Genomic DNA, 20,791 nt, shown 5'->3' with positions numbered 1-20,791 from the left:
ATGTGAGGCCTTTCCTCGGAGGGCTTTCAGATGACGATCAGGCTTGTTCTCGCCGGCTGCGGCAATATGGGTTACGCCATGCTCGCGGGCTGGCTGAAATCCGGCAAGCTTGCGCCGTCGGCGGTTTTCGTCGTCGAACCCAACGCCGATCTTCGCCAACGCGCCGCCGCACTCGGTTGCGGCACGGCTGGAGATGCCGGCGCTCTTGCAGCCGACGCAGTGCCTGATCTGGTCGTCATCGCGGTGAAGCCGCAAGTGATCCGCGACGTCACCGCCGACTACAAGCGCCTTGGCGACGGGCGCACCACGTTCGTCAGCATCGCCGCCGGCACGCCAGTGGCGACCTTCGAAGGAATCCTGGGAAACCGCGCGCCGATCGTGCGCTGCATGCCCAACACGCCTGCTTCGATCGGCAAGGGCATGATGGTGGTGTTCTCCAATCAACTGGTTTCCGACGACACCAAGCGTTTCGTCGCCGACCTGCTGTCGGCCAGCGGCGAAGTCGCGACCATCGACGACGAGGGCCTGATGGATGCCGTGACCGCCGTGTCGGGATCGGGGCCGGCCTATATCTTCCACTTCATCGAAGCGCTTACGGTGGCCGCGGAGAAGGCGGGCCTGCCGCCGGCAACCGCCAAGCTGCTCGCGATGCAGACAGTCTATGGCGCTGCCTCGCTTGCCGCCGAAAGCCAGGAGGAGCCAGGCGTGCTGCGCCAGCAGGTGACCAGCCCGAACGGCACGACGGCGGCCGCCCTTGGCGTGCTGATGGGCGACGACCGGCTGACCAATCTGCTCACCGAAGCGGTTGAGGCGGCGCGGCTGCGGTCAATCGAGCTGGGGAAGTAAACTCAGGTCGCCCCGTACAGCATCTCGTCCTGCAGCCGGCGCAAGGCGAACAGCCTTGTCGTCGGGTCGGGCACGGCGTTGTCGGCGGTCAGCAGTTCGCCTTTCCTGACCGGCTTCAGCACCCTGCCACCCTCGAGCAGGCCGACCGGCAGGGCGCGCTGGGCACGAGCATCCTCGACCGTCATCGTCCAGGAGCGATAGCAGGTCTCGCCGATCGCATCGAAAATCTCGCCGGCGGCCAAATCCCGCTTGGCGACGGCGCAGACTTCGGCGACGGGCCTTGGCAACGGCACCATGTCGGGCTTGCCGAAAAGCATGATGCGGGCGGCGGTCAGCGGCACTTCCAGTGACGTCAGATGATAGGGCCTGAACAGGCTGTAATAGGGACCGTGGCCGATATGCAAATCGTCCATGCGCTCGATGATGCGCGGATGGGTCGCCTCGACGATGACGAAGACGCCGGGCGCGACGCCCTTGCCGATGGTGTAGTCGACGACGCCCTTCTTCGTGAGCAGCCCGCCGTCCTCGCGCGGGATCAGCACCTTGACGAGGTCGTCGCGGTCGGCTTTCGGGCCATGCATGCCGGGTACATCGGGCACCAGGCCGGTGGCGTTGGCGATTGCGCACATCTCGACCATGGTCTTGGAACCGTCGACGAACTCGACCAGCATGCGCGGGTTCATGTTGCGGCGGATCGCTTCCTCGCGATAGTCGTCGGGCACGGCGTCACGAGTGAGCGGGTTGTTCTTGCCCTTGCCGGCCGAGACGATGGTCAGGCCGAGCGCGGAAGCAAACTCGATCAGTTCCATGCAACTCGACGGCTCGTCGCCGGCGCCGACCGAATAGACCACGCCAAGCCGGTCGGCCTGCTGCTTGAGGTAACAGCCGATGGTGACGTCGGCCTCGACATTCATCATCACCAGATGCTTGCCATGCTCCATCGCCATCAGGTCGAAATCGGCGGCGACACCCGGCTTGCCGGTGGCGTCGATGACGACGTCGATGAGCGGATTGGTGACCAGCATCTCGTTGGATGTGATGGCGATCCTGCCACTCTCGATGGCGCCGGTGACTTTCGACGCGGAGTCGGCTTCGACCGCCATCGCTTCATCGCCATAGGCGATGCGAATGGCCTCGCGCGCGGTGTGCGGACGCCGCGTGGAGACGGCGCAGACCGAAATGCCCGGCATCAGCATGCCTTGCGTGACCAGATCGGTACCCATTTCGCCCGAACCGATGACGCCGATGCGCACCGGGCGGCCCTCGGCGGCACGCTGGGCGAGATCGCGGGCAAGGCCGGTCAAGGCGACATTGGTCATGCAGATGTCCACAGCTTCTTGATTTGCGGCCGCATTAGCAGGGACCGGTCCCGTGTGCCAACGAAACCGCTCGCAAGCCGCGATTCCCAGCCCAAAATGCCCGAAAAAGGCGCCCTCACCCGACCGATTGGCCCAAAGGGTTGCCAATTGACATTGTTGTGAACAGTCTAAATAAAACATTCGTTTGCTGACAAAGGCAAATGTTCATCGGACCGATGGGTCGACGGGCGTTCGCCGCGAGGCAATTTGGGGAGTGCCTTTGCGCCAAGCTGGCGGCAAAGGCGTGGCTGAGATCAAGGAGCATCGCGAGGCGTAGGCTCGGGCTCCAGGGGAGGAAGAATGGATACAGTTCTCGCTGGCCTGAAGGGGGCCATCGACACGCTCGGTGCGACAATCCTGCTGCCGATCGTCATTTTCATCATAGCCGTGGTCTTGGGGGCCAAGGTCAGCAAGGCCTTCCGTGCCGCCGTCACCATCGGCGTCGCCTTCATCGGTATCAACCTTGTGCTTGGGCTGATGTTCACGTCGATCGGCGACGTCGCCAAGGCCATCGTCACCAACACCGGCATCCATCGCGACATCATCGATGTCGGCTGGCCCTCGGCGGCGGCGATCGCCTTCGGCTCGTCGGTCGGCCTGTGGGTCATTCCGGTCGGCATCCTGGTCAATATCGTGCTGTTGCTGACGCGCATGACGCGCACGCTCAATGTCGACGTCTGGAATTTCTGGCACTTCGCCTTCGTCGGCTCGCTCGTCGTCGCCGCCACCAACAATCTGGCCTACGGCATCGCGATCGCGGCCTTGGTCGCAGCGCTGTCGCTGCTGTTCGCCGACTGGTCGGCGCGCGCGGTGCAGCAATTCTACGGCGTGCCCGGCATTTCGGTGCCGCATCTCGCCTCGGCGCAGATCCTGCCGATCGCCATCATCCTGAACTGGATCATGGACCGCATTCCCGGCATCAACCGCATCAACATCAACACCGAGACCATCGAGCGCCGCTTCGGCGTGTTCGGGGAACCGGTCGTGCTCGGCCTGATCATCGGCCTCGTGCTCGGCGCCATCGCCTTCTACAATGCGGGCGATCTCGGCACGGTGCTGGCCAAAGTGCTGGGCACCGGCATGACACTGGCGGCTGTCATGCTGCTCCTGCCGCGCATGGTGAAGATCCTGATGGAAGGCCTGCTTCCGGTTTCCGACGCGGCGCAGGAGTTCGTGCGCAAGCGCACTGGCGACCGCGAGCTGCTCGTCGGCCTCGATTCGGCGATCCTCATCGGCCATCCGGCCGCGATCTCGTCGTCGCTGATCCTGGTGCCGATCGCGATCATCCTGTCGGTGATCCTGCCGGGCAACCGCGTCATCCTGTTCGCCGACCTCGCGGTCATCCCGTTCATCGTCGCCATGACCGCGCCTCTGGTCAAAGGCAATGTGTTCCGCATGGTGGTGATCGGCACGGTGACGCTGGCCATCGGCTTCTATGTCGCCAACGCGCTGGCGCCGCTGTTCACCAGTGCGGCCGTCGCATCGGGCTTCAAGCTGCCGGCGGATGCGCTGCAGATCACCTCGGTGGTCGACGGCTTCCTGTGGGTTCCCTACGTGATCATCGAGGCGATCCAGGGGCTTGGGCTGGTCGGCATCATTCTGATCGCCGTCGTCATCGCCGCGCTGTTCATCCTCTACCGCCGCAACCCGCTCGGCTGGGAACGGGCAGCGGGCGCCGAGGACGAGCCGGCCGAAGGCACCGCTTAAGCGCCATCGCGCCTTGAACTTGAAACCGTCGTGCGCCCTCCTCGGGCGCACGACTTTTATAGACGGAGCAGAACATGTCCGACAGCCTCATGCAGCTTCTGGATCCCGAAGCGATCGTGCTCGGATCGGATGCCTCGACCAACGAGGAGATCATCCGCGTCCTGGCCGGACGGCTCGAGAGCCTTGGCTATGTCAAAAGCTCCTATGCCGACGCGGTCGTGCGCCGCGAAATGACCATCCCGACGGGGCTGCCGCTGGAGCGCGCCGACAATGTCGCGGTGCCGCATACCGATCCCGAACATGTACTGAAGCCCGGCATCGCGATGGGCACGCTGAGAAAGCCGGTAACGTTCGCCAACATGGAAGATCCCGACGAGAAGCTGCCGGTCGGCTTTGTCTTCCTGCTTGCCATCAATGACAAGGACAAGCAGATTGAAGCGCTGCAGTCCGTCATGGCCACCATCCAGAATCCAGAGGCATTGGACGGCTTGAGGTCCGCCAGGACGCTTGACGACGTACGTGCCGTGCTCGGCTGATAACCAGGGAGAAGCAAGCGATGTCCAGACAAAAAACTATTCTCTTTGCCTGCGGCACGGGCATCGCGACATCGACGGCGGTCAATGTCGCGGTCACCGAGGCCATGAAGCAGCGCGGCCTGACCTTCAACGCGCAACAGGCGAAAGCCACCGAAGTGCCGGGGCTGGCCGACAGCGTCGACTTCATTGTCGCCACCACCCCGATCTCGGCTTCGGTGACCAAGCCGGTCATCAAGGGCCTCGCCTTCCTCACCGGCATCGGCAAGGACAAGGTGCTCGACGAGATCGAGGCGCAACTGCGCAAGTAGATCACCGACGACGCGGCTCCGGCAACGGCGCGCGGCGTCAGGCCACCCTGACGTAGCTCGTCATGCCCGATTTCTGGTGCTCGATGATGTGGCAGTGCAGCAGCCAGTCGCCCGGATTGTCGGCGACAAAGCCGAGCTGAACCTTCTCGTTGGGCTGGATGAGATAGGTGTCGGAAATCAGCGGCTGCACTTGCCGTGTCGAGGACGACAGCACCTTGAAGCTCATGCCGTGCAGATGCATCGGATGCGACTGCGGCGTCAGGTTCTCCATGTCGATGACATAGCTCTTGCCGAGCTTCAGTTCGGCCAGGGGCGCGGTCGGGTCCGGCGTATCGCCCGGCCACGGCACCTTGTTGATGGCCCAGAAACCATAGCCGAGCGAACCGCATATGCCATCGCTCGGGATGTTTTCGGCCGTGGCGCTGAGCGCCAGCGAAATATGCTGGGCGGCGGTGAGGTCCACCTCAGCCACCGGATTGACCTCCAGCGGCGCAACATCACCAATGGCGCGCTTCAGCGAGCGGCCGACCGCGCGCAAGGTGGCGAGCACCTTGGGCTTGGTGCCCCTGACGTCTCGCAGGCTGACGACCGCGCCCTCATCATCCGGCATGCGGATGGCTAGCTCCATGCGCTGGCCCGGCCCCAGCAGCAAGGCATCGGGCGAAAAACGCCGCGGCACCGGATTGCCGTCGAGCGCCATCACGATCGCCTCGGCGCCGTCGACCCGAAAGGCGTAGATGCGGGTAACATCTGATATCGCCACCCGCAGACGCACGAGCCCGCCAGCCGGCGCGTCATATTGCGGCTGATCGAGCCAGTTGGCGGTGCGCACCGTGCCGTAGGTGCCGGTCCTGGCGGCATCGCGCGGCCGGAACTGGTCGATGAACTGGCCGTCGTCGCCAAGACGCCAATCGCGCAGATTGAGGACGAATTCGGCGTCGAATTTCGGGTCGTTCGGATTCTCGACCACGATCACGCCGGTCAGGCCGTGGCCCATCTGCTCCAGCGTGTTGCAATGCGGGTGATACCAGAATGTGCCGGCATCGGGCGGGGCGAAGGCGTAGTCGAAATGATCGCCGGTATAGACATAGGGCTGCACCAGGAAGGGCACGCCATCCATCTTGTTCGGCAGGCGAATGCCGTGCCAATGGATTGTCGTCGGATCGTCGATGGCGTTGACCAGGCGAGCGGCGAAGGGTTCGCCCTTCTTCATCCTCAGTACCGGCGGCATTCCGGCGCTGCCATAGGTCAGCACATTGTTGGTCGGGCCGACGTCCATCAGGCTGGCCTGGATTTTCGCCGTCTGCAGCACCACCGGTTCAGGACTGGCCGCGGCCCAGCTGCCAAACCTGCCGATGGCCGAGAGTCCGACCCCACCGGCGCCAGCAACCGCTGCCGTTTTCAGAAGCCCGCGGCGTGTGAATACGGTCATTTAACGGTCCAACTGCTGAGGTGCCGGGCATACAGTGCCGCCTTCGACCACAGGCGAGCCACTGGCGCAATGCCGATACTTTGCATATTGGCGATTGTTTGCGCCATGCCTTCGCAACCGAAGACGGTTTTACGTGCATGCGCCTATTGAAGGCACCGGCAAGATCGGAGCCATTGCCTCGCAGTATTCTGCCTGCCGACAGCTGTCGGTCGCGAAGGCCGTCCCGCGAAGTTACCCCTTGTCGACGCTCGCCAGGAAGCGGGCGAAGATTGGATCGAAGCGGTCGGGCGAATCCCAGAACGGCGCATGGCCCGAATTGTCGAGCAGATGCGCCTTGCCTTCCCACAGGTTGGAAATCTTCACGGCCGCGACGAAATCGGTGTTGACGAACGGTTCGTCGATGCCATTCAGAACGGCGATCGGCGGCGTCTTGCCGGCGACGATCTCGCGCTGGTTGCGGCCGGTGCCGGCCGCGAATTTCTCGAACATCAGGCGCCGTGCGCGACCGTCTGTGCGTGCGACAGTGTCGAGGAGAAATGGTTCGAACGGCTCACCGCAGGTGCTGCGCGCATAGGCCTCGACATCGGCGGGAGTGAAACTTTCCTGCCCGGCAAGGTGCATGTGCGGGCTCGGCTTGAAGCCGTTGCCGACCTCCGAGGGCGCCACGGGCGGGGTGCCGGTAATCATCAGCCCGAGCAGGCCGGGAAAGCGATCGATCATCTCCAATCCGATATGGCCGCCAAGCGACCAGCCGAAGACGATGGCGTTGCCGATACCGAGCAGCCCCAGCACTTCGGTCATCGCATCGGCATAACCCTCCATGCTGTAGGACCGGTCCGGATCGATCGCATCACCCGATGCCCCGTGGCCCGGCAGATCGGGGGCGATGATGTGGTAGCGCTCGCCCAGAGGGCTCTCGAGCTGGTTGCGGAAAACAGCTCCAGAAGAGGAGTTGCCGTGGATTAGCAACACGGCGGTGCCTTTGCCACCGGTCTCGCGAACGGCGATCTTGCCGTGGCTGGTTTCAAGGGTCTTCTGAGAGATCGTCATGGTCCGCTCCGTCTGGAATTGCCTTGTTTTAGTGCAGATGCGCAGCAAAGCGCCACAGCTTCCATACCTTTTGCGGGAACCGTCTTCCCGGTCAGGTTGCGTTGAAAAATCCTTTTCAAATAAGAACAATTATGCGTAGATTGTCAATTATCCAACTCCCGATGAACGGGAGGAAAACAGGGAACCGCACGATGAAATCCAAATCCGCAGGCAACAGAATCCGCCATATGCTGATGAGCAGCGCGCTGATCGGCGTGTTTGCCACGGCGAGCGCGCCCGCTTTCGCCGACGTCGTCAAGATAGGCCTGCTCGCACCCATCACCGGGCCCGCCGCGGCGGACGGCCAGGAATTCCAGCGCGGCGTGCAGATGGCGATCGACGAGGCAAACGCGGCCGGCGGCGTTGCCGGCAACACGTTCGAACTGGTGGTCGGCGACGTCAAGGATCAATCAGCCGGCAATGTCACCAGCGCGGTCGAACGCCTGCTCGGCGATCCCGGCGTGCAGTTCATGCTCACCGGTTACGCCAGCTTGACGAATTTCGAGATCGACAACATGGCCGAGGCAGAGATGCCCTACATGCTCGCGGCCACCTCGCAGCAGACCAAGGACATCATCGCGCCGAACCCTGACAAATACATGTGCTGCTGGTCGCTGACGCCATCCTTCGACGCCTACAACACCGACGTCACCCTGTTCGTCGAGAAGCTCGCGGCCGACGGCAAGATCACCTTGCCGACCAAGAAGGTCGCCATCATCTCCTCGGACAACGCCTACTCCAAGACCATCTCCGAAGGCATGAAGAAGACCTTCAAGGAGAAGGGCTGGACCATCACGGTCGACGAGATCGTTCCGTTCGGCGAAGTGACCGACTGGCGCTCGATCCTCGCCAAGGTGCGCGAGAATGTCCCGGACGTCGTCATCAACACCGACTATCTGCCGGGCAATTCGGCATCCTTCCTGAACCAGTTCCTCGAGCAGCCGACCAAGAGCCTGGTCTTCCTGCAATATGCGCCGAGCGTTCCGGAATTCGTCGAACTGACCGGCAAGAAGTCGAACGGTGTCATCTACAATCTCCTGGGCGGAGCGCTGACGACGCCGAAGAACCCGCGCGCCGACGAGGTGGCGGCCAAGTTCAAGGCGAAATACGGTGTCGAGAGCGGGACCTATGGCGTCGGCCTCTACGAAATGACCAATGTCTATTTCGACGCGGTCAAGAAGGTCGGTGGCGCATCGGACCACGCCGCGATCATGAAAGCGCTGTCGGAGACCGACAAGCAGGTCGCCGAGGGCCGGTTGAAATTCGATCCCGCAACCCACCTTGCCACGCAGGGCGACGACTATATCCCAATCACCTTCTTCCAGATCTGGGACGGCCAGCGCACACTGATCTCGCCGGAGAAATACGCAACCGGCGCCTTCAAGCCGCAGCCCTGGATGCAGTGAGGCATGGCCCTGCTTGAACTGGACGACGTGTCGAAGGCCTTCGGTTCGCTGAAGGCCGTCGATGGCGTGTCGTTCAAGGTCGAGGCCGGCGAGATTTTCGGCATCGCCGGCCCGAACGGCAGCGGCAAGAGCACGCTGTTCAACATCATCACCGGCATCCCGTTCGGACCTGACCGGGGCCGCATCCGCTTCGACGGGACCGCCATCAACGGCAAACCAGGGCACGCCATCGCGCGCCTCGGCCTCGCCCGCACCTTTCAGCGCGAGACCTCCTTCGACGGGCTGACCGTTTTCGAGAACGCCTTGATCGGCGCAAGCTACGGCAAGCAGGAAAAGGCGGCCGCGGCCGCCCGCGAAGCTGCCGCCGAAGCGCTGGAGTTCGTCGGACTGGGGTCCTCGTCGTTCGGGAGGCTGGCGGGCGAACTGTCCGTCTTCGAGCGCAAATGCCTGATGCTTGCGACCGCGATCGCCATGCGGCCGCGCATGCTGTTGCTCGACGAGCCGGCGTCGAGCCTGACCAAGCCCGAGATCGAGACATCGATCGGCCTGATCCGCCGCACCGCCGAACGCGGCATCACCATCCTCCTGATCGAGCATGTGCTGACCTTCCTGATGAGCCTGTCGCAACACCTGCTGGTGCTCAACAACGGCCGCGTGCTCGCCGCCGGCGAACCGGGGAGCGTGATCGCCGACCAGCGCGTCATCGAAGCCTATCTCGGAACCAGGAGGGCGGTGGCGTGAATCCCATTCTCACCGTCGAGGGCGTGACCGCAGGCTATGGCCGCGTCACCGTGCTGCACGACATTTCGCTGGAGGCAGGCCGCTTCGGCAATGTCGGCCTGTTCGGGCCCAACGGCCATGGCAAGACGACGCTGCTGCGCGCCATCTCCGGGCTGCTGCAGCCGAAAAGCGGCCGCATCCTGTTCGACGGGCAGGACATCGCCGGCCGTAGCGCCCGCGCCATCGTCGGCACCGGGCTGATCCATGTGCCGCAAGGCAACCGGCTGTTTCCCGACCTCTCCATCGCCGACTGCATGGCGCTGGGCGCCTATTCGTCGCGTGCCCGCCCGCATGAGGCGGAGAACCGCGAGAAGGTGGTCAAGCTGTTCCCCAAACTGGCCGAACGCTGGCGCCAGCGCGTGCGCACGCTGTCGGGCGGCGAGCGCCAGATGGTGTCGATCGGCACGGCGCTGATGAGCCACCCGCGCCTGCTGATCCTCGACGAGCCGACGCTGGGCCTCGCACCCAAGATCAAGGACGAGCTCTGCGCTTCCGTCATGGACATTTCGCGCGGCGGCGTGCCGCTGATCGTCGTCGAGCAGGACATCGAATTCCTGCTCGAGCTGACGCAGCAACTCTACCTCGTCAATCATGGCGCGGTGGCGACCGAGATCAAGCCGGGCGAAAGCCTCGACCACGGCGAGATCATGTCGATGTATTTTGGCCATTAGGATTTCGAACATGAGCGCATTGGCGGAAATCCTGTTCGGCGGCCTGTTCCAGGGCTCGCTCTACGCCATGATGGCGGTCGGTCTGGCCCTGGTCTGGACGACGATCGGCGTGTTCAATTTCAGCCATGGCGTGTTCATGATGCTCGGTGCCTATGTCGCCTGGCAACTGGTTGAACTCGGCCTGCCGGCGGCGGTGGCCTTTCCGGTCGCCGTCGTCGTCATGGCCGGCGTCGGCTGGATCCTGCAGGCGAGCGTCGTGCGGCCGCTGATCGGCCGGCCCAACATCGTGCTGGTCGTCGTCATCACCACGCTTGCCGCCGGCTCGCTGATCGAGAACGGCGCCTTGACCATCTGGGGGCCGCGTTCGAAGCAGATCCCGGCACTGATCGACGGCAACGCCACCATAGGCGGCGTCGGCGTGTCGCTGCACCAGATCGCCATCATCGTCATCACGCCGTTGATCCTGGCGGCGCTATGGATGTTCCTTAACCGCACACGGCTCGGACTGGCGCTGCGCGCCGTGGCGCAGAACGAGGATGCCAGCCATCTGGTCGGGCTGAATGTCACCGCGCTCTACGGACTGGCCTTCGCCATCGCCGCTTCGCTGGCGGGGCTCGCCGGCATCTTCATGGGCGGCTATCGCTTCATGTCGCCTGTCATGGGCAGCGACCCGCTGCTCAAGGCGCTGATCGTCGTCGTCTTCGGCGGCATATCCAGCATATCGGGACCAATCTTCGCCGCCTATCTGATCGGCTTCTTCGAGGCCGCCTGCAGCTACTATTTCGGCCTCTACTGGACGCCGGCATTGCTGTTCGGCGTGCTTATCCTGACCCTGATGGTGCGCCCCGAGGGCATCTTCGCCAGCCGCTCGCGAGGCCTCGCATGACCGACACGACCTCGACGATGGCACCAATCCGCACGGCAGCGGGAACCCCGATCGCGCCGGGCCGCACGCCGTGGAAGCATGAGGCCGTCGGCTTCGTGCTCGGCTTCGCGCTTCTCGCGCTGCTGCCGCTGGTCTTCGGCGACACCTATGCCCGCCACATCCTGATCATGGCCTTCATCTATGCCATCGTCGCCTCGAACTGGGACCTCAGCCTCGGCTATGGCGGCGTCTTCAATTTCGGCCATCTGGCGCTGTTCGGCATCGGCGTCTATGCCTACAGCCTGCTGACCAAGCTGGCCGGGCTCGACCCCTGGATCGCGCTGTTTGCCAGCGGCATCATCGCCACGCTGGCGGCGATCCTGGTAACCATCCCGATCCTGCGGCTGAAAGGCATCTACATCATCCTGGTGACCTTCGGCTTCGCGCAACTGGTGATGCAGGTGATCCTCAGCCAGTCCGACATCACCGGCGGCACGCAAGGCATCGTGCGCATTCCAGGACTCTACTGGTTCGACCACAACATGGTCCGCGACGGCAAATCAGCCTATTTCTACATCGCCCTGGCGCTGCTGGTGGCAAGCACTTTGTTCCTGCGCGTGTTCGTGCGCTCGCGTGCCGGCGCCAGCATCGTGGCGTTGCGCGACAACGAGGAATACGCCATCAGCCGCGGCATCTCGATCGTGCGCCAGCGCATGCTGACGCTGGCCGCCAGCGCCTTCTTCACCGGCATTGCCGGCGCCTTCTATGCCGCTTACCAGCGCAATGCCTCGATCGACGTCTTCGGCATGAGTCTGGCGACCATCATCCTGTCGATGGTGCTGCTGGGCGGCACCAGCACCATCTATGGCGCCATCATCGCCTCCTTCGTGCTGACCGTCTTTGCCGAGTGGATGGCCGATTTCGGGGCATGGCGCCCGATGATCACGGCGGTGCTGATCATCGGTGTGATGCTGGCCTATCCGAGCGGGCTGGCCGGCATGATCAAGGCCGCATGGGGCGCTGTGGCCGGGCGGATCAAACGCCCGGCCTGACGGCCGGAAACAGCAGCGCTGCTCAGCGCACGCCGCACCAGTCGATCACCGAAGCGGCAATCACCTTGGCGGTCTCGACCACCGATTCCACCTCGACATATTCGTTGGCGCCATGGAAACCGTCGCCCGACGGGCCGAAGATGACGCCATCGACACCCGCGCCGGCATAGTGCGCGGCATCGCACACGGCGACGAAGCCGCGTGCCTGCGGCGCCTTGCCGACCGCGGCCTTGCGCTTCATCAGCGACGTCACCAGCGGATGGTCGACGGGCGTATTCATCGGCGGGAAATGAAGACCGCCGAGCTCCCACTGAATGGTCGGCGGATTGTCGCGCAGCCAGGCGTCGGTCTGGGCGAAATGATGGACGAACGCCTCGAAGTCGCTGCGATAGTCGGCCGAATTCTCGTCCGGCAGGAACTTCATGTCGAGATCGAGCACGGCGACATCGGGGATGATGGCCGGGTTGGTCATCACCGTCGGCAGGCCATGCTCGCCAAGACCCGTGCCGCCATGCACGACGCCGATATTGATGGTGTTCATGCCGAGCGGCAGCAGCGGGTGCGACTTTGCCCGCGTCCGGTCCAGCTCATACTGGCGGACGGCCGCAATGAAGCGCGCCGCGATCTCGATCGCGTTGACGCCCGGCGTCAGCCGGTCCTTGTCGTGGCGCTGCGGATAGATCTCGTTGTAGCGCAGCGCCGAATGCGCGTTACGGCCACGGATCGTCACCCGCGCCCATTCAAGACCGCCCTCGACCGGCAGGACATCGCCCCAGGTCGGCTCCGCGACAAGCACCGCCTTGGCGAGCTTGCCCTTCTTCACCGCGTCTATCGCGCCGAAGCCGCCGGCCTCCTCGTCAACGACGGAATGGATCGCCAATCGGCCTTGCAGCGTGATGCCAGCCTTTTTGATCGCATGCGCGGCGGCGACGCAGGCCGCGACGCCGCCCTTCATGTCGACCGCACCGCGACCATAGAGCCTGCCATTGGTGATCTGGCCGACGAACGGGTCAACGGACCAGTCCTTCATCTCGCCCACCGGAACCACATCGATATGCCCGCACAGAATCAGGCTGCGGTCTTCGTTTCCAGCCCACTCGCCAACCAGATTGGGCCGGCCGGGCAAGGCATCCCATTGTTCGGTGCGGAAGCCATCCCGCTTGAGGATCGGTTCGAGCAGCGCCTGGACATCCGCCTCGCGGTTGATCGCCGGGTTGGCTTCGAATTTGGGATTGACCGAGGGGATGCGGACCATGTCGCGGGTCAGCCCGATCAGCCAGTCGCGGTCGGCCTCGATCTCGGCCTGCACGGCATCGATGATGGTCTGGGTGTCGGGCATCGTCGTTCCTTCCTCGCATCGCCGCGCTGTCGCTTCGACGCTATTTCCTGGGGGTTCTGGGTTTGGCGGTTTCGTTCTCCGGTGCCGACAGAGCGGCATCGAGGGTGACGGCATTGGCGCTGCGGATCTTCTCGATATCCTCGATGCGCTTGCGCACCCCGGCGCCATGGCCTTCCAGCGCATGGGCGAAGACCGTTTCCATCTGCGCGACGGCGGTGGCCAGCGTGTCGAAGGGCGAGTTGGCGTCGATCGCCGCGACCATGGTCAGGTCGGCGATCTCGGCGATCGGCGACAGCCAGACGTCGGTGAACAGCAACACGGAGACGCCGCGTTCATGCGCCTGTTGCGCGAAGCTCACCACGTCCGACTGGTAGCGCCGATAGTCGAACACGACGAGGAGGTCGCGCCTGCCAAGGTCGATCAGGAGATCGAAATCGGCAGGGCTGAGCGAACCGATGTCGCGCACGCCCGAGCGGAATTGCAGGAGGTAGCCGGCAAGCATGGAGGCGATATGCCGGCTGAAGCGGCCGCCCAGCAGCACGACCTGGCCCTTGGTTTCGAGCAGCAAATTGACCGCGCGCGTATAGGCCTGCAGCGGCACCGCCGTGCGTGTGCGCTCCAGGCTGTCGGAAACCGAGTGGAAATAGGCCAGTGCCGTGCCTTCGCTGGAACCGCCCGGGCGCTTGGCCTCCATCATCAGCAGCGGCGAGTGCAGCCTGGATTCGACCTCGGTGAGCAGACGCGCCTGGAAATCGGCAAAGCCGACATAGCCGAGCTTGGTCATCAGCCGTGTCACGCTGGGGTCGCTGACCCCGGCGCGCCGTGCCAGACGGGTCGCTGTTCCAAGCCCCGACATAGGATAATCGGCTAGCAGGACCTGGACGATCTTTTCTTCCGCCGACGTGAACGCCAAGGTCGTGTTGGCCAGTTCTTCGCGGATCGACATGGTCATCGCCTCTCGCTGACGGGAAGACGATTACCTTACAATTTCATGTGAGATTGTCAAATTTGGAAAATATCTTACAAAACCGTCAGCGCGGTTTCGGCAGGGGTGACGGCCCGAGCATCCGTGTTGCACGACATCTGTCCACGCCGGCCGAACGGCCGCGTTCGCCCCTATTTGAAGCTGGCGATGGGCAGGAACTTGACCGCCGAGCCGGTGAAGCGGCGGTGATCGGACGTCTGTCCACGCGGCTGGAATCCGTCGAGATAGACCTGCTCCGGCGCCGTGCGGATGAAATTGGCGGCGATGACAGGTGCCGCCGTCGGCCCGGCGGCTATGCCAAGGCGTGCCGCAAGCGGCCGGCCGGTTGACGCGGCTGGCACAATCATGGCGGTGGCTTCGGGATCGAGACGCGGCTGGACACGATCGGCCTTCGGGCTCGTCCTGACGCGATCCTCGGGTTTCGATGCAGGGACCGCAACCTGTCGAACTGGCAGTCCATGCCCATCGTCGGGATGATGCATGGCCAGCAAGGCAGCGACGGCATCAGCGGATTTGGCTGCTTCCGGCTGAGGCGCCGGGCTTGTCCGGCTCTGCGGCCGCCATGTCGGCACGGGGATGTTGAGCGCCACCATGACCGGCGCAACGGCCGCCGGAGCGGCATCCGTCTTGCCCAAGGGCATTTCGGCATTGGCTGCCGCCGGCTTGACGCCCGCCAATTCGGCACGTGCCGAGGACGCGCTGGCTACCGCGAACGGTGCGGGTTGCGGCGTCGGAATGCTGGCCGTCGCGGTGGCACGCGGGGCGAAGGCCGGCAGCGGTACCGAGTCCGGCGCCATCGCCATGACGATTGCTTCCGGTGTCTTGCTGTTTTGCTCAGCGAGCGGTTCCTCGGCCGTACCGGCGGAAGCCACCTGGATGTCCGCGCGCCGGGCATCCTGCGGCGGCACGATGGCGATGCCTTGTCCCGCGGTCTTGGGTTCGACGGACCTGGCCGGTTTGCGTGGCGCAGGCACCGCCTCCGCGACATCCTCCGCCTCGTCCGCGCCGCGCCCGCCCAGAAGCGTTGCCAGCAGGCCTCGCGCCGGCCTGCGTTGACCGCCGTCGGCGCTTGCCAGCTCGATATTGGGCGTGCCGGCGGACTTGCGCGACTTGTAGGCGGCGAGCGCCTGGTCATAGCCGGGCAGCGGCCGGCCGTCGCTTGGCACATGCAGCGTGTTGCCGTTCGGGAAGACCCTGGCGAGTTCCTGCCGGCTGATGCCCGGCCAATGCCGCACATTGCCGACATCCATGTGAATGAAAGGCGAACCGGAGGTCGGGTAGTAGCCCACGCCGCCGCCCTGCATCTTGAGGCCGATGTCGCGCAGCTTCTTCAGCGGCACGTCCGGCAGGAAGAAATCCATCGCGCGGCCAACCATGTGCTGGCTTTCCCGGGCAACGCCCTTCGAGCGGCTGCGCAGCATGGCGTTCGTCGCCGGTGAGCGATAGGCGCTGACCACATGGATGTAGGATGTCGAGCCGCTGGCGCGATAGGCCTGCCAGACAAGGTCGAGCAGGCGCGGATCCATCCTGGTCGGCTCGTTGCGGCGCCAGTCGCGCAACATGAAATTGATCTTCTTCAATCCCGCCTGATCATAGCGCCCGTTGCGCTTGAAGACGATCTCGGCCTTCTCGCCGGTATGAAGATGTTGAATCCTCAAGGCGCGCGTCTCGGCGGACGCGCTGGTGACGCACAGGCAAAGGAATGCGACCACGATGGCCGGCAGCCATGTCCAACGATGGGAGGCGCCGGGCGCGTTCTGTTCGCTTTCAATCACGTTCATGGCTTGCACATTGATTCTGTTTCGGGCGATTTGACGTCTTTCGCCAGCCGCCGAGCCTTCTTTCTAAACCTCGACCTGACAAGCAGGGTTGAACAGGCGGACGGGCAGCCGTCGCACAAACTCGTCCTGTCGATGAACAGCATCTTGGTTAACGAATCGTGTCCGTACCGGGAATGGGCCTTTCCGCACTGGCCGCTGCCCGGACTGAATTCAATCGATGGCTTCAGCGAAACAGATATTTCGAGACTTCCGGATTGCCGCGCCGCCACATCACATTGTCCAGGAAGTAATGGTGCACGTTGATGAATATCCAGGCGATGAAGAGGAACAGCGACGAGCCGAGCACCGCCTTGTCATAAGGAACGATGGCGGACAGCGCCATCGGCACCAGCCAGAAGCCGAGCGCGCCTAGAATTGCGCCAAAGACGATGAAGGCCAGGACGCGCAGCCTGTAGAGCGGCCCAAGAATGGACAGGGCCTTCAATCCCGGCTTCGCGACGGCATCCGCGCGGTCGCGCTCGACATTGGTCTGGTAGCGCCAGACCACCGCCAGGTATTGCAAGGAATGGAGCGCCGGCACGACGAGCAGCCAGAGCGGGTTCAGCGTCACGAACAGGATCCAGGCATAGAGCGACACGACGTAGGCAACGACGCCGTTATAAGGCAGCGCCCCACCATGCCTGCGCCAGCGATTGATGAACATCACGGCGGTGGCGGCCGACGAGGCGGCGGCAATCGACATGGCGATGGTGATGAGCCATGGCGGGACCGCGAAGGTGTAGTACTCCAGACCCCAGAATTGCCTCTCGGTGATCACCACATTCGTCTGAAGCCAGGCGAACAGCCACACGGCATAGCCGTTGAAAAGCAACACCTTCTTGTCCTGATCGCTGAAGAATTTGCGCTTCAGCACGGCATCCACCATCAGCATGCCGTAGCCTTGCTTGACATAATGCCAGCCGACGAAAAAGCCCATCGCGTTGGTCGCATAGCCCAGAAGACGGACGTTGCCCGTCAGCGAGCCATAGGCAAAGAAGGCGATCATGGCGAGCGGGACGACAATGCCCGCGAGAACATAGCGGATCTGGAGATTGCGGCCGTACCCCTCACCACGCACCTTGCGGGCGAAGTTGCGATAGAAGATCTGGTACGAATGGCCGAAATGCGGCTGGTTTATGAGGTGCGAGAGCAGGAACATCGTCAGCGTAACGGCGGCTTCGTAGCGCAAAGGCAGAAAATACAGGACCGGCAGGATCAGAAGCGCGCTTCCGCCAAGCATGAAGAAGTCGATGAACGGGCCAAAGAGATATTTTTGCGGCGTGGCAGCGACCGAAGCCGGGGCATCCGCCGAAAGGTGAAGTGCCATGGTACCTTCCCCTGTGGATGGTTCATCTAGCCATCGACCTGGTCGCTCGGCAAGGTGTCGACGCAACTCATGATCATGATCCCGTCGAGTGTCCTGGTGCGAAAACCCATTTCATCGACATGATCGCCGACGCTTCTATCGGCTTGCCTCTATCGTCCTCGTGTGCGCTGTCTCAACGAGAGATGCCATCTGACTTCACTTAAAGGGAAGTGGAGCGGCCATCACTGGCCAGGTGCAGGCACTTCCACATGACGGAAACGCGGAAAAAGCATTGGGACGCGCCGGGCATATGCATCATATTCGGGAAACGTCTGCCGAAGGATGCCTTCCTCGTTTCGTGCACGTCGATACTGCGCAAAAAACTGGACCGCGCCTAGCGCCACCATCAAAACCGAAAGATGCGAAAGGATCATTCCAAGAATGAATGTCGCCTCGCAGATGTAGAGCGGATGGCGAACAATGGAATATGGGCCAGAGGTAACCAGTTGGCGGGCCGTAGCCATGATGGAAAACGAGCGACCGAGCCAGTAGAGGCAAAACACAGAACTGACCATGCCTATGAAAATCAAGCACAACGCCGCCACCTGCACGGCCGCGCTTTCCAGCGCCGGGGTCAGAAACATTGCAATGATGATCAGGAAAGTTCCGGCTACGGAAGTGACCCTTGGTTCGATTCCCCGGGCGGTTCCTTTCGGTGGCAGACGACCGACCGTCAGGAAAACCTGCAAGCCGGAAAATACCGTCGCCAAGGCTTGGTTGACGATGGCCAGCGAATTTATCGATCCGCTCTGGTGGAAATAGTAGAACAGAGGAATCGCACTGAGAACTGTCAAGACCGTCATGACACTAACGATCGCGATACGACCAAGAAAATCTTCTTTCAACATTTTGCTCCCCCTGCGAAGCGGCACTGAAGCATTACTTGCGTGCGCCGACAAGAAAATCGTTTCCTAAGCGTTAACGGCCAAGCTAGCCGCCAGTCGACATGTATGTCGAAATCATCAAAGCCACCTGACTAGTCTAGAAAGCCAGCGCATGCTGATTAATTGTCCTGAAACCATTGCCTTGTGTGGCGGACACGAAGTGGTTCTCTCGTCCCGCTATGACATTGGAGATGGAGCGATGGCCGTTGGTCTTATTCTTTCTGGGATTTTTTGAAAGTAGCCCAGCGCCCGCCGGTTACCCCATCAATAGAGATCCTGGGGTCATAAAGCCGTATCCGAGTTGCAAGGCAATCATGCAGATGGAAGCAACTGAGATCGGTACGCCAAACGGGACGACACCCTTGCGATCAAGGTGTTGAACGTAAAGGCGGAAGGCCCCTTGCGGCAGCAAGAAGGGATTTTTCACGACCATGGCCGTGGCGAGGGCGAAAAGCAGAAGCAACACAGAAAACCCGACGAGATCATTTCCGCCGACCAGAAACGGCACGACTGCCATCAGCTTGACATCGCCCGCGCCGACCTTTCGCAACAGCCAAAACGGGAAGAGCGCCACGAACAGAACAAGCGCGGCGATCGTGCTCGCCCCTATGTCCCACCACGATCCGGACTGGAGCGACAGCAGCAAGAGCGATCCGCCTCCCAAGCAGAGCAGCAGTAGCACGTCACGGTTGGCTATCTTCTGTGTCGTGAAGTCCAGCCACGCAATCCTCGCCAGCAAGGGGATGGCGAGTGCTTTCAGCAGGAACACCTCGATAAGCAACATGCTAGCGCTCGATGTTCTGTACGCTCGACGACAGCAGCTTCAGATTGTTGGCCACGGTCGGATCGTTGGGCGCCAGTTCGTAGGCCTTGAGGAAGTTGCTGCGTGCATCCTGCAGCTTGCCGCGCAGCAGGTAGGAATAGCCGACATTGTTGTAATATTCCGGCGTAGCACCAGCCAGCTTGAAAGCCCTGCCATAGGCCCGGTCGGCGAGGTCGAAACGGTGGATGCGATCGCAGGAAGCGGCCAAACCCATCCAGGCGTTACCATCATTGGGGGCCAGTTGCGTCGCCTTGAAGAACAGCGCGCCGGCATTGCCGTAGTTTTCCGCGCGGAACTGGTTCTTGGCTTCTGCCACGGCCTGGTCCGAGGCGTAGTATTCCACGTCGCTGACGGTCTTCAACCCATCGAAGGCATCGCCAAACGACGTGACGTCGCCTTTCGACGGCTCGTTGGTGCGCACGACACCACCAGTTGTGTCCGCCCCGTTCGTTTGACAGCCGGCGAGCGTCATCATCGACAGAATGGCTGCGGCTGCGAGGCGCATTGGCCTTGTCATTTTTGCCCCCAAGAGTCCACGACTCTATTTTAGAACCAAAGCATATACCTATTCAGAAGAAAATGCCCTTCATGCGAATGATGAGAGGCAGCATGATAACCATCATCACCACCGGGAAGATGCAGAGCCCCAATGGAATCATCATCTTGACCGGCAAGGCATTGGCGCGTTCCTCGGCCTGAAGAATCCGCTGGCTGCGCATCTCGTCGCTGTAGACGCGCAAGGCATCCGTCAGGCTGGTGCCCAGTTCTTCCGACTGCCGGAACAAAACCGCCAGCGCCCGCGCCTCTTCGAGGCCGATACGGTCCGAAAGCTCATGCAGCGCTTCTCGCAACGGCTTACCGGCACGCAATTGCAGATTCATGATCGATAGCTGAATGCCGAGCCATTTGTGGGTGCCGGCCAATTCAGTGCCGACGCGCTCAACCGCCGCCTCCAGGCTCATGCCCGCATCGGCGCAAGTGATCATCATGTCCATGAAGTCGGGAAAGCCGCGGCGGTATATCTGCTTCTGCCCATTCTCGAAGCGGTCGAGCAGGATGCTTGGCACCACGATGCAGGCGAGACCGAAGAGAGAAGCACCGGCAAAAGCGAGAAACCCGGGCAATTGGGGCGGCAACAGCCGGGACAGGAGAGCGTAACTGGCCAGAAAACCGACACAGACCGCACCGAGCCGCGACAGCGTGTAGATTATCGGCGCACTTGCTTGATGGAATCCGGCTCGAAACAATTTCGCTTCCAGCGCATTCGGCTGACCGCGCTCCTTCTCCAGCGCGCGGAAGTAGGCATCCACCGGCCGCTGCGCCGAAATCCTGGCCAATTGTTCCTGACCCAAAAGTGAGCGGCGATTGGTTATGCCCTCGGACAACAGGCTGCGGGCAACCAGCCTTCTGGTCTGGAGGACTGGCGTTATGACGAACGCGACCACCAGAAAAAACGCCGCCGCCGCCCCAAAGACGGCAAGAGAGAGCAGCACGGGCGAATTTCCAATATTGGTCACGAAGTCT

At 62.6% G+C, this 20,791-nt stretch carries 20 protein-coding genes; 9 read left to right on the top strand and 11 right to left on the bottom strand.

The window, feature by feature from the left end; genetic code table 11:
* Window positions 1–30 precede the first annotated feature (30 nt).
* Window positions 31–846, top strand: coding sequence for a pyrroline-5-carboxylate reductase (gene proC / locus AC07SZ_RS29665; protein WP_494917046.1), 816 nt, complete (start codon window positions 31–33; stop codon window positions 844–846).
* A 2-nt stretch (window positions 847–848) separates the two neighbouring features.
* Here proC and AC07SZ_RS29660 read toward each other — a convergent pair whose 3' ends face one another.
* On the bottom strand, window positions 849–2,165 hold the full coding sequence (locus AC07SZ_RS29660) for an NAD(P)H-dependent oxidoreductase (protein WP_494917045.1): 1,317 nt from the start codon (window positions 2,163–2,165) through the stop codon (window positions 849–851).
* A 339-nt stretch (window positions 2,166–2,504) separates the two neighbouring features.
* Between AC07SZ_RS29660 and AC07SZ_RS29655 the strand changes: the two genes are divergently transcribed.
* From AC07SZ_RS29655 to AC07SZ_RS29645, 3 genes are all read left to right on the top strand, one after another.
* Complete coding sequence (locus AC07SZ_RS29655; RefSeq protein ID WP_056566034.1) at window positions 2,505–3,911, top strand: PTS galactitol transporter subunit IIC; 1,407 nt, start codon at window positions 2,505–2,507, stop codon at window positions 3,909–3,911.
* A 74-nt stretch (window positions 3,912–3,985) separates the two neighbouring features.
* Window positions 3,986–4,447 (top strand): PTS sugar transporter subunit IIA, encoded by a 462-nt coding sequence (locus AC07SZ_RS29650; protein ID WP_140774815.1) that lies wholly within the window; start codon window positions 3,986–3,988, stop codon window positions 4,445–4,447.
* Window positions 4,448–4,467: 20 nt separating this feature from the next.
* Window positions 4,468–4,755 (top strand): PTS sugar transporter subunit IIB, encoded by a 288-nt coding sequence (locus AC07SZ_RS29645; RefSeq protein WP_140513359.1) that lies wholly within the window; start codon window positions 4,468–4,470, stop codon window positions 4,753–4,755.
* 37 nt (window positions 4,756–4,792) lie between these two features.
* Here the strand turns inward: AC07SZ_RS29645 and AC07SZ_RS29640 are convergent, their stop codons facing one another.
* Both AC07SZ_RS29640 and AC07SZ_RS29635 read right to left on the bottom strand, forming a co-directional pair.
* The gene (locus AC07SZ_RS29640; RefSeq protein WP_494917044.1) at window positions 4,793–6,187 is read right to left on the bottom strand and encodes a multicopper oxidase family protein; all 1,395 of its coding nucleotides are present in this window, start codon (window positions 6,185–6,187) and stop codon (window positions 4,793–4,795) included.
* 231 nt (window positions 6,188–6,418) lie between these two features.
* Window positions 6,419–7,237, bottom strand: a complete 819-nt coding sequence (locus tag AC07SZ_RS29635; protein WP_494917043.1) for an alpha/beta fold hydrolase — start codon at window positions 7,235–7,237, stop codon at window positions 6,419–6,421.
* Window positions 7,238–7,428: 191 nt separating this feature from the next.
* On the opposite strand from AC07SZ_RS29635, the gene AC07SZ_RS29630 reads away from it, so the two are divergent.
* Genes AC07SZ_RS29630 through AC07SZ_RS29610 form a run of 5 tightly spaced genes read left to right on the top strand, consistent with a single transcriptional unit; the run spans window position 7,429 to window position 12,050 of the window.
* Window positions 7,429–8,682 (top strand): ABC transporter substrate-binding protein, encoded by a 1,254-nt coding sequence (locus AC07SZ_RS29630; RefSeq protein WP_056566019.1) that lies wholly within the window; start codon window positions 7,429–7,431, stop codon window positions 8,680–8,682.
* Between the two features lie 3 nt (window positions 8,683–8,685).
* On the top strand, window positions 8,686–9,423 hold the full coding sequence (locus AC07SZ_RS29625) for an ABC transporter ATP-binding protein (RefSeq protein ID WP_494917041.1): 738 nt from the start codon (window positions 8,686–8,688) through the stop codon (window positions 9,421–9,423).
* On the top strand, window positions 9,420–10,133 hold the full coding sequence (locus AC07SZ_RS29620; RefSeq protein WP_056566014.1) for an ABC transporter ATP-binding protein: 714 nt from the start codon (window positions 9,420–9,422) through the stop codon (window positions 10,131–10,133). The genes AC07SZ_RS29625 and AC07SZ_RS29620 overlap by 4 nt, the downstream gene beginning before the upstream one ends.
* Before the next feature lie 10 nt (window positions 10,134–10,143).
* Window positions 10,144–11,019 (top strand): branched-chain amino acid ABC transporter permease, encoded by an 876-nt coding sequence (locus tag AC07SZ_RS29615; RefSeq protein ID WP_056566011.1) that lies wholly within the window; start codon window positions 10,144–10,146, stop codon window positions 11,017–11,019.
* Complete coding sequence (locus tag AC07SZ_RS29610) at window positions 11,016–12,050, top strand: branched-chain amino acid ABC transporter permease (protein WP_056566008.1); 1,035 nt, start codon at window positions 11,016–11,018, stop codon at window positions 12,048–12,050. The genes AC07SZ_RS29615 and AC07SZ_RS29610 overlap by 4 nt, the downstream gene beginning before the upstream one ends.
* Before the next feature lie 22 nt (window positions 12,051–12,072).
* Here AC07SZ_RS29610 and AC07SZ_RS29605 read toward each other — a convergent pair whose 3' ends face one another.
* The 8 genes from AC07SZ_RS29605 to AC07SZ_RS29570 all read right to left on the bottom strand — a co-directional run bounded on the left by AC07SZ_RS29605 (window position 12,073) and on the right by AC07SZ_RS29570 (window position 20,784).
* Window positions 12,073–13,389: a M20 family metallopeptidase gene (locus AC07SZ_RS29605; RefSeq protein ID WP_494917039.1), complete on the bottom strand. Its 1,317-nt coding sequence runs from the start codon at window positions 13,387–13,389 to the stop codon at window positions 12,073–12,075.
* Between the two features lie 40 nt (window positions 13,390–13,429).
* Entirely contained in the window at window positions 13,430–14,335 is a 906-nt protein-coding gene (locus AC07SZ_RS29600) for a MurR/RpiR family transcriptional regulator (RefSeq protein WP_494917037.1), read from the bottom strand.
* A 170-nt stretch (window positions 14,336–14,505) separates the two neighbouring features.
* The gene (locus tag AC07SZ_RS29595) at window positions 14,506–16,155 is read right to left on the bottom strand and encodes a peptidoglycan L,D-endopeptidase MepK (RefSeq protein WP_494917036.1); all 1,650 of its coding nucleotides are present in this window, start codon (window positions 16,153–16,155) and stop codon (window positions 14,506–14,508) included.
* Between the two features lie 223 nt (window positions 16,156–16,378).
* Window positions 16,379–17,521, bottom strand: coding sequence for a hypothetical protein (locus AC07SZ_RS29590; RefSeq protein ID WP_056565999.1), 1,143 nt, complete (start codon window positions 17,519–17,521; stop codon window positions 16,379–16,381).
* Between the two features lie 221 nt (window positions 17,522–17,742).
* Window positions 17,743–18,408 carry a methyltransferase family protein gene (locus tag AC07SZ_RS29585; RefSeq protein ID WP_056565997.1) on the bottom strand — a complete coding sequence of 222 codons (666 nt, stop codon included), beginning with the start codon at window positions 18,406–18,408 and terminating at the stop codon, window positions 17,743–17,745.
* A 292-nt stretch (window positions 18,409–18,700) separates the two neighbouring features.
* A complete protein-coding gene (locus tag AC07SZ_RS29580; protein ID WP_056565994.1) occupies window positions 18,701–19,228 on the bottom strand; it encodes a prepilin peptidase in 528 nt (175 codons plus the stop codon).
* 1 nt (window position 19,229) lies between these two features.
* Window positions 19,230–19,784 (bottom strand): tetratricopeptide repeat protein, encoded by a 555-nt coding sequence (locus AC07SZ_RS29575; RefSeq protein WP_056565991.1) that lies wholly within the window; start codon window positions 19,782–19,784, stop codon window positions 19,230–19,232.
* Between the two features lie 52 nt (window positions 19,785–19,836).
* Window positions 19,837–20,784 (bottom strand): type II secretion system F family protein, encoded by a 948-nt coding sequence (locus tag AC07SZ_RS29570; protein WP_081295157.1) that lies wholly within the window; start codon window positions 20,782–20,784, stop codon window positions 19,837–19,839.
* Between the last annotated feature and the right edge of the window lie 7 nt (window positions 20,785–20,791).

This window comes from Mesorhizobium sp. GW821-FHT07A06 (assembly GCF_059419085.1).
This window is presented reverse-complemented; position numbering and strand designations above follow the sequence as displayed.

What these genes read in the sequence shown, in the direction of transcription:
- AC07SZ_RS29595 (WP_494917036.1), bottom strand. Translation starts at nt 16,155, where the DNA reads ATGAACGTGATTGAAAGCGAACAGAACGCGCCCGGCGCCTCCCATCGT.
- proC (WP_494917046.1), top strand. Translation starts at nt 31, where the DNA reads ATGACGATCAGGCTTGTTCTCGCCGGCTGCGGCAATATGGGTTACGCC.
- AC07SZ_RS29640 (WP_494917044.1), bottom strand. Translation starts at nt 6,187, where the DNA reads ATGACCGTATTCACACGCCGCGGGCTTCTGAAAACGGCAGCGGTTGCT.
- AC07SZ_RS29585 (WP_056565997.1), bottom strand. Translation starts at nt 18,408, where the DNA reads ATGTTGAAAGAAGATTTTCTTGGTCGTATCGCGATCGTTAGTGTCATG.
- AC07SZ_RS29590 (WP_056565999.1), bottom strand. Translation starts at nt 17,521, where the DNA reads ATGGCACTTCACCTTTCGGCGGATGCCCCGGCTTCGGTCGCTGCCACG.
- AC07SZ_RS29645 (WP_140513359.1), top strand. Translation starts at nt 4,468, where the DNA reads ATGTCCAGACAAAAAACTATTCTCTTTGCCTGCGGCACGGGCATCGCG.
- AC07SZ_RS29650 (WP_140774815.1), top strand. Translation starts at nt 3,986, where the DNA reads ATGTCCGACAGCCTCATGCAGCTTCTGGATCCCGAAGCGATCGTGCTC.
- AC07SZ_RS29605 (WP_494917039.1), bottom strand. Translation starts at nt 13,389, where the DNA reads ATGCCCGACACCCAGACCATCATCGATGCCGTGCAGGCCGAGATCGAG.
- AC07SZ_RS29660 (WP_494917045.1), bottom strand. Translation starts at nt 2,165, where the DNA reads ATGACCAATGTCGCCTTGACCGGCCTTGCCCGCGATCTCGCCCAGCGT.
- AC07SZ_RS29615 (WP_056566011.1), top strand. Translation starts at nt 10,144, where the DNA reads ATGAGCGCATTGGCGGAAATCCTGTTCGGCGGCCTGTTCCAGGGCTCG.
- AC07SZ_RS29635 (WP_494917043.1), bottom strand. Translation starts at nt 7,237, where the DNA reads ATGACGATCTCTCAGAAGACCCTTGAAACCAGCCACGGCAAGATCGCC.
- AC07SZ_RS29600 (WP_494917037.1), bottom strand. Translation starts at nt 14,335, where the DNA reads ATGTCGATCCGCGAAGAACTGGCCAACACGACCTTGGCGTTCACGTCG.
- AC07SZ_RS29655 (WP_056566034.1), top strand. Translation starts at nt 2,505, where the DNA reads ATGGATACAGTTCTCGCTGGCCTGAAGGGGGCCATCGACACGCTCGGT.
- AC07SZ_RS29625 (WP_494917041.1), top strand. Translation starts at nt 8,686, where the DNA reads ATGGCCCTGCTTGAACTGGACGACGTGTCGAAGGCCTTCGGTTCGCTG.
- AC07SZ_RS29575 (WP_056565991.1), bottom strand. Translation starts at nt 19,784, where the DNA reads ATGACAAGGCCAATGCGCCTCGCAGCCGCAGCCATTCTGTCGATGATG.
- AC07SZ_RS29630 (WP_056566019.1), top strand. Translation starts at nt 7,429, where the DNA reads ATGAAATCCAAATCCGCAGGCAACAGAATCCGCCATATGCTGATGAGC.
- AC07SZ_RS29610 (WP_056566008.1), top strand. Translation starts at nt 11,016, where the DNA reads ATGACCGACACGACCTCGACGATGGCACCAATCCGCACGGCAGCGGGA.
- AC07SZ_RS29580 (WP_056565994.1), bottom strand. Translation starts at nt 19,228, where the DNA reads ATGTTGCTTATCGAGGTGTTCCTGCTGAAAGCACTCGCCATCCCCTTG.